Raw genomic sequence first — 6,133 nt, 5'->3', positions numbered from 1 at the left:
GACCTCACCAACCACCCCACCACCACCCAACTCCTGCACCGCGTCCGCGACCTCACCCTCACCACCCTCGACCACCAGGACCTCCCCTTCGAACAAGTCGTCGAAGCCGTCAACCCCACCCGCAACCTCGCCCACACCCCCCTCTTCCAGGTCATGTTCGCCTGGCAGAACAACGAGGACGTGGACCTGGACCTGCCGGGTGTCGAGGTGACCGCGCTGCGCAGCCCGTGGACCAGCGCCAAGTTCGACCTCACCCTCTCCCTGGCCGAGCACGACGGCCGCATCACCGGCAGCCTCGAGTACGCCACCGCGCTCTTCGACGCCGCCACCGCCCAGCGGCACATCCGCTACCTACGCCACGTCCTCACCCAACTCGTCGCGCACCCCGACGAGCCGATCGACCGGCTGTCGCTGCTCGACCCGGCGGAGCGCCGTGACCTCCTCGCCGCCTGGGGCGACGCGAGCGCGTACCCGGTCGAGCGGACGATCCCCGGGCTGTTCGCGGAGCGGGTCGCCGCGGCGCCCGACGCGGTGGCCGTGACGTTCGAGGGCACCTCGCTCACCTACCGCGACCTCGACGCGCGCGCCAACCGGCTGGCCCACCACCTGCGCGCGCACGGCGTCGGCCCCGACACCCTCGTCGGGGTCTGCCTGGAACGCTCACCCGAGCTGGTCGTCGCCCTGCTGGCCGTGCTCAAGGCCGGCGGCGCGTACGTGCCGCTCGACCCCACCCATCCGGCGGAGCGCCTCGGCGAGCTGCTGCGCGACAGCGCCCCGGTCGCCGTCCTCGCCCACGCCGCGACCCGCGCCACCCTCGACGGCCTCACCGACGCGCCCCTCGTCGACCTCGACACCGACGCACACCGCTGGGCCGAGCACCCCACCACCGACCCCGACCCCGGCACCCGGCCCGACCACCTCGCCTACGTCATCTACACCTCCGGCTCCACCGGCCGGCCCAAGGGCGTCATGGTCGAGCACGCCAACGTGGTGCGGCTCTTCTCCGCCACGGCCGGGTGGTTCGGCTTCGGTCCGACCGACGTGTGGAGCCTCTTCCACTCCTTCGCGTTCGACTTCTCCGTCTGGGAGATCTGGGGGGCGCTGCTGCACGGCGGCCGGCTGGTGATCGTCCCCCGGCTGGTCAGCCGCTCCCCCGCCGACTTCCACCGGCTCCTCTGCGACGAGGGCGTCACCGTCCTCAACCAGACCCCCAGCGCGTTCCGCAGCCTGATCGCCGCGCAGGCCGACAGCACGCGGGCGCACCGGCTGCGTACGGTGGTCTTCGGGGGCGAGGCGCTGGACCCGACGATGCTGCGGCCGTGGTACGCGGACGCGCGCAACGGGCGCACCGAACTGGTCAACATGTACGGCATCACCGAGACCACCGTGCACGTGACCCACCGGCCGTTGACCCCGGCCGACACCGAGCGACCCGGCGTCAGCCCGATCGGGCGACCCATCGGGGACCTGCGGCTCTACGTGCTCGACGGGCGGGGGGAACCGGTGCCGCCCGGGGTCGTCGGCGAGCTCCACGTCGGTGGCGCGGGGGTCGCGCGCGGCTACCTCAACCGTCCCGCGCTGACCGCCGAACGCTTCCGGCCCAGCCCGTTCGTCGCGGGGGACCGGCTCTACGCCACCGGTGACCTCGTGCGCCACCGCCCCGACGGCGGTCTCGAATACCTGGGCCGCAACGACTCCCAGGTGCAGATCCGTGGCTACCGCGTCGAGCTGGGCGAGATCGAGGCCCGGCTGGCCGCCTGTCCCGGCGTACGCGACGCGGTGGTGACTGTCACGACCGACGCCACGGGCGAGCCGCGCCTGGTCGGCTACTACACCGCATCGGTGCGCCGGCTGACGGCCGAGGCGCTGCGGACCCGGCTGGCCGGCGTCCTGCCGGAACACATGGTCCCGGCCGCGTACGTGCGGGTCGCCGAGTGGCCGCTCACGCCCAACGGCAAGCTCGACCACCGGGCGCTGCCCGCACCCGACGGGTCCGCCTTCGCCGCCCGCCACTACACCGAGCCGGTCGGTCCGACGGAGACCGCCCTCGCCGCCATCTGGGCCGAGGTGCTCGGCGTCGAGCGGGTCGGCCGGCACGACAACTTCTTCGCGCTGGGCGGGCACTCGCTGCTGGCCCTGCGGGTGCTGGAACGGATGCGCCGCCAGGGCCTCTCCGCCGACGTACGCGCGCTCTTCGCCTCGCCGGTCCTGGCCGACCTGGCCGCCGCCGTGGGTGCCGGCGCGGACCGGGCCGACGCGACGCCGGAGCCGATCCCGGCCGGCTGCGACCGGATCACCCCGGACCTGCTGCCGCTGGTGGAGCTGAGCCAGCCGGAGATCGACGCGGTCGTCGCCACCGTGTCCGGCGGGGCGCCGAACGTGCAGGACGTCTACCCGCTGGCCCCGGTGCAGGAGGGGATGCTCTTCCACCACCTGATGGCCCGCGACCGCGACCCCTACCTGGTGACCACGGTCCTGCGCTTCGCCGACCGGGACCGGCTGGACCGCTACGCCGCCGCGCTGGAGGCGGTGGTCGCCCGGCACGACGTGCTGCGCACCGGCGTGGTGTGGCACGGGATCAACGAGCCGGTGCAGGTGGTGTGGCGCCGGGCGCCCCTGCCCGTGGAGGAGGTCACGCTCGACCCCGCGGGCGACGACCCGCTGCGGCAGCTCCGCGAGCACGTCGACAGGCGGTACGCCCGCCTCCCCCTCGACCAGGCCCCCCTGCTGCGGCTGCTGGTCGCACGGGACCCGCGCGACGGCGGGTGGCTGGCCGTGGAGCTGATCCACCACATCGTCGACGACAACACCTCGCTGAAGCAGCTGCGGGCCGAGGTCCGCGCGTACCTGGCCGGCGAGGGCGACCGGCTGCCGCCGCCGCTGCCCTTCCGCGACTTCGTGGCGCGGATCCGGCGCGGCGCCGACCGGGCCGAGCAGGAGAGCTTCTTCCGCCGGATGCTCTCCGACCTGGACAGCCCGACCGTGCCCTTCGGCCTGCGCGACATCCACGGCGACGGGCACACCATGCGCGACGCCCGGGTCTGGCTCGGTCCGGAGCTGACGCGGCGGCTGCGGCAGCGGGCCCAGGCCCTCCAGGTCGGGGTGACCAGCCTCTTCCACGTCGCCTGGGGGCAGGTGCTGGCCCGGGCCGCCGGGCGCCGGGACGTCGTCTTCGGCACCGTGCTCTCCGGGCGGATGGACGCCGGCGCGGGCAGCGACCGCGTCCTCGGGCCCTTCCTCAACACGCTCCCCCTGCGGGTCACCGTCGACGCCACCGGCGCCACCGAGTGCGTGCTGCGCACCCACGAGGCGCTGACCGGGCTGATCCGCCACGAGCACGCGTCGCTGGCGCTGGCCCAGTCGTGCAGCGGGGTCACGCCGCCGGCGCCACTCTTCACCGCCCTGCTGAACTACCGGCGCGCCGAGGTGCTGGCCGAGTCGGACGCCCCCGCGCCGGAACCCGACGCGGACGACCTCACCTACCTGGCCGCGCAGGAGCGCGGCAACTACCCGCTCGCGCTGGACGTCGACGACCTGCGCGACGACGTCGCGCTGACCGTCGCCGCCGCGGCCGGGGTGGCGCCCGACCGGGTCTGCGCGATGGTCGAGCGGGCCCTGGAGACGTTGGCCGACGCGCTGGAGCGGGCGCCGGACGCGCCGGTGGGCGGGCTCGACGTGCTGCCCCCCGCCGAGCGCCGCCGGCTCGTCGAGGAGGGCAACGACGCCACGGTGGCGTACCCGCCAGGGCGCTGCGTGCACCACCTCGTGGAGGCCCGGGCGGCCCGCGACCCGCAGGCGGTGGCCCTCGTCGACGGCGACGAGCGGCTCACCTACGGCGAGTTGAACACGCGGGCCAACCGGCTCGCCCACCACCTGCGCGCCCGCGGCGTCGGTCCGGACCGGCTGGTGGCGATCTGCGTCGAGCGGTCGCTGGACACCGTGGTGGGCCTGCTGGCGGTCCTCAAGGCGGGTGGCGCCTACCTCCCGCTCGACCCGGCCTACCCGGCCGAACGGCTCGCCGCCATGCTGCGCGACAGCACGCCGGTGGCGGCGCTGACCCACGGCCCGGCCCGCGAGCGGCTGCGCGCCGCGCTGGCCGGGCTCGACACCCCGGTGATCGACCTGGACCTCGACGCGGCGGCCTGGGCGGAGCTGCCGGTGACCGACCCGGCCGTCGACGGGTTGGGCGCGCACCACCTGGCGTACGTCATCTACACGTCCGGCACCTCCGGCACCGCCAACGGGGTGCTGGTGGAGCACCGGCAGCTGATGGCCGTGGCCGCCGCCTGGGAGCGCCTGTTCGACCTGCGTCCCGGCCTGGTGCACCTGCAGATGGCAAGCTTCTCCTTCGACGTCTTCACCGCCGACGTGGTGCGGGCGCTCGGCTTCGGCGGGCGGTTGGTGCTCTGCCCGCGGCCGCTGCTGCTGGACAGCGCGGGCCTGTACGCCCTGCTGCGCCGCCACGACGTGGACTTCGCCGACTTCGTGCCGGCGGTGCTCAACCCGCTGCTGGAACACCTGGAGGCGACCGGCGGCAGCCTCGCCGGGTTGGAGACGGTGGTCTGCGGCTCGGACGCCTGGACCGCCGCGAACGCCGCCCAACTCCGGGCCCTCTGCGGCCCGCGGGTGCGGATCGTCAACGCGTACGGCGTGACCGAGGCGGCCGTCGACAGCACCTGCCACCTGCTCCCGGCGGACGGCCTCGCCGGGGCGACCTGCCTGCCGATCGGCCGGCCGCTGCCGAACGTACGCGTCTACCTGCTGGACGCCGAGGGCGAGCCGGTCCCGGACGGGGTGGTCGGCGAGATCCACATCGGCGGCGCGGGCGTGGCGCGCGGCTACCTGAACCGGCCCGAGCTGACCGCGCGGCGCTTCCGCGCCAACCCGTTCGTGCCAGGCGAGCGGCTCTACCGCACCGGTGACCTGGGTCGCCGCCTGCCGGACGGCGAACTGGAGTTCCTGGGCCGCGACGACTTCCAGGTGAAGATCCGGGGCTTCCGCGTAGAACTGGGCGAGATCGAGTCGCGGCTGGCGGCGACCGAGGGCGTCCGGGAGGCCGTGGTCGTGGCGCGCCCGGACGCCGGCGGCCAGCAGCGGCTCGTCGCGTACGTGCTGGGCGGGGAGGCGCCGGACGCCGCGCGGCTGCGGGACCGGCTCGCCGCCCAACTGCCGGAGCACATGGTGCCGTCGGCGTACGTCCGGCTGGCCGCGTGGCCGCTGACGCCCAACGGCAAGCTCGACCGGGCGGCGCTGCCGGCACCGGACGGGGAGGCCTTCGGCCAGCGCGGGCACGTCGAGCCGGTCGGCCTGCTGGAGACCATGGTCGCCGGCGTCTGGGCCGAGGTGCTGGGGATCGAGCGCGTCGGCCGGCACGACGACTTCTTCGCCCTGGGCGGCCACTCGCTGCTCGCCATGCGGCTGGTGTCCAGGATCCGGCAGGTGCTGGGGCGGGAGGTCTCCCCGGCGGCGCTCTTCGCCGCGCCGGTCCTCGCCGCCTTCGTCGCCCGGCTGACGCCGGACGGCCGCGACGTGCTGCCCCCGATCCGCCCGGTCGACCGGGCCGGTGCGCTGGAGCCCTCCTTCGCGCAGCGGCGGTTGTGGTTCCTGGAACGCCTCGGCGGTCTCGGCCACGCCTACCACATGCCCCTCGCCCTGGAGTTGGCCGGCTGGCTCGACCACGACGCCCTGCGGGCGGCCCTGGACGCCCTGGTCGCCCGGCACGAGGCCCTGCGCACCCGGCTCGTGCCCGCCGGCTCCGACGTCCACCAGCACGTCGACCCGCCCGGCACCGGCTTCACCCTGCACACGCACGACCTCACCGGGGCGCCCGACGCCGCCGCCCGGCTGGCCCGGCTCCAGGACGAGGAGTTCACGGCCCCGTTCGACCTGACCGCCGGTCCCCTGATCCGGGGCCGCCTGGTCACCCTCGCCCCGGACCGGCACGTCCTGCTCGTCACCATGCACCACGTCGTGTCCGACGGCTGGTCCATCGGCGTCCTGACCCGCGAGCTGGGGGCGCTGTACACCGCGCACCACCGCGGCGAACCCGACCCCCTGCCGCCCCTGCCCGTGCAGTACGCCGACTACGCCGCCTGGCAACGCCAATGGCTCACCGACGGCACCCTGCAACGCC

The 6,133-nt window shown here is 75.2% G+C and carries 1 protein-coding gene; it reads left to right on the top strand.

The window, feature by feature from the left end; all coding sequences use genetic code 11:
- Positions 1-6,133 (top strand): amino acid adenylation domain-containing protein (locus AB0B83_RS29685; RefSeq protein ID WP_357580940.1); only part of this gene is annotated, 6,133 nt, incomplete at both ends.

Origin of the sequence: Micromonospora sp. NPDC049060, assembly GCF_040649055.1 — a bacterium.
GTDB classification, from domain to species: domain Bacteria; phylum Actinomycetota; class Actinomycetes; order Mycobacteriales; family Micromonosporaceae; genus Micromonospora; species Micromonospora reichwaldensis.
The sequence above is the reverse complement of the archived record's forward strand: the minus strand, read 5'-3'. Positions and strand labels throughout refer to the sequence as shown.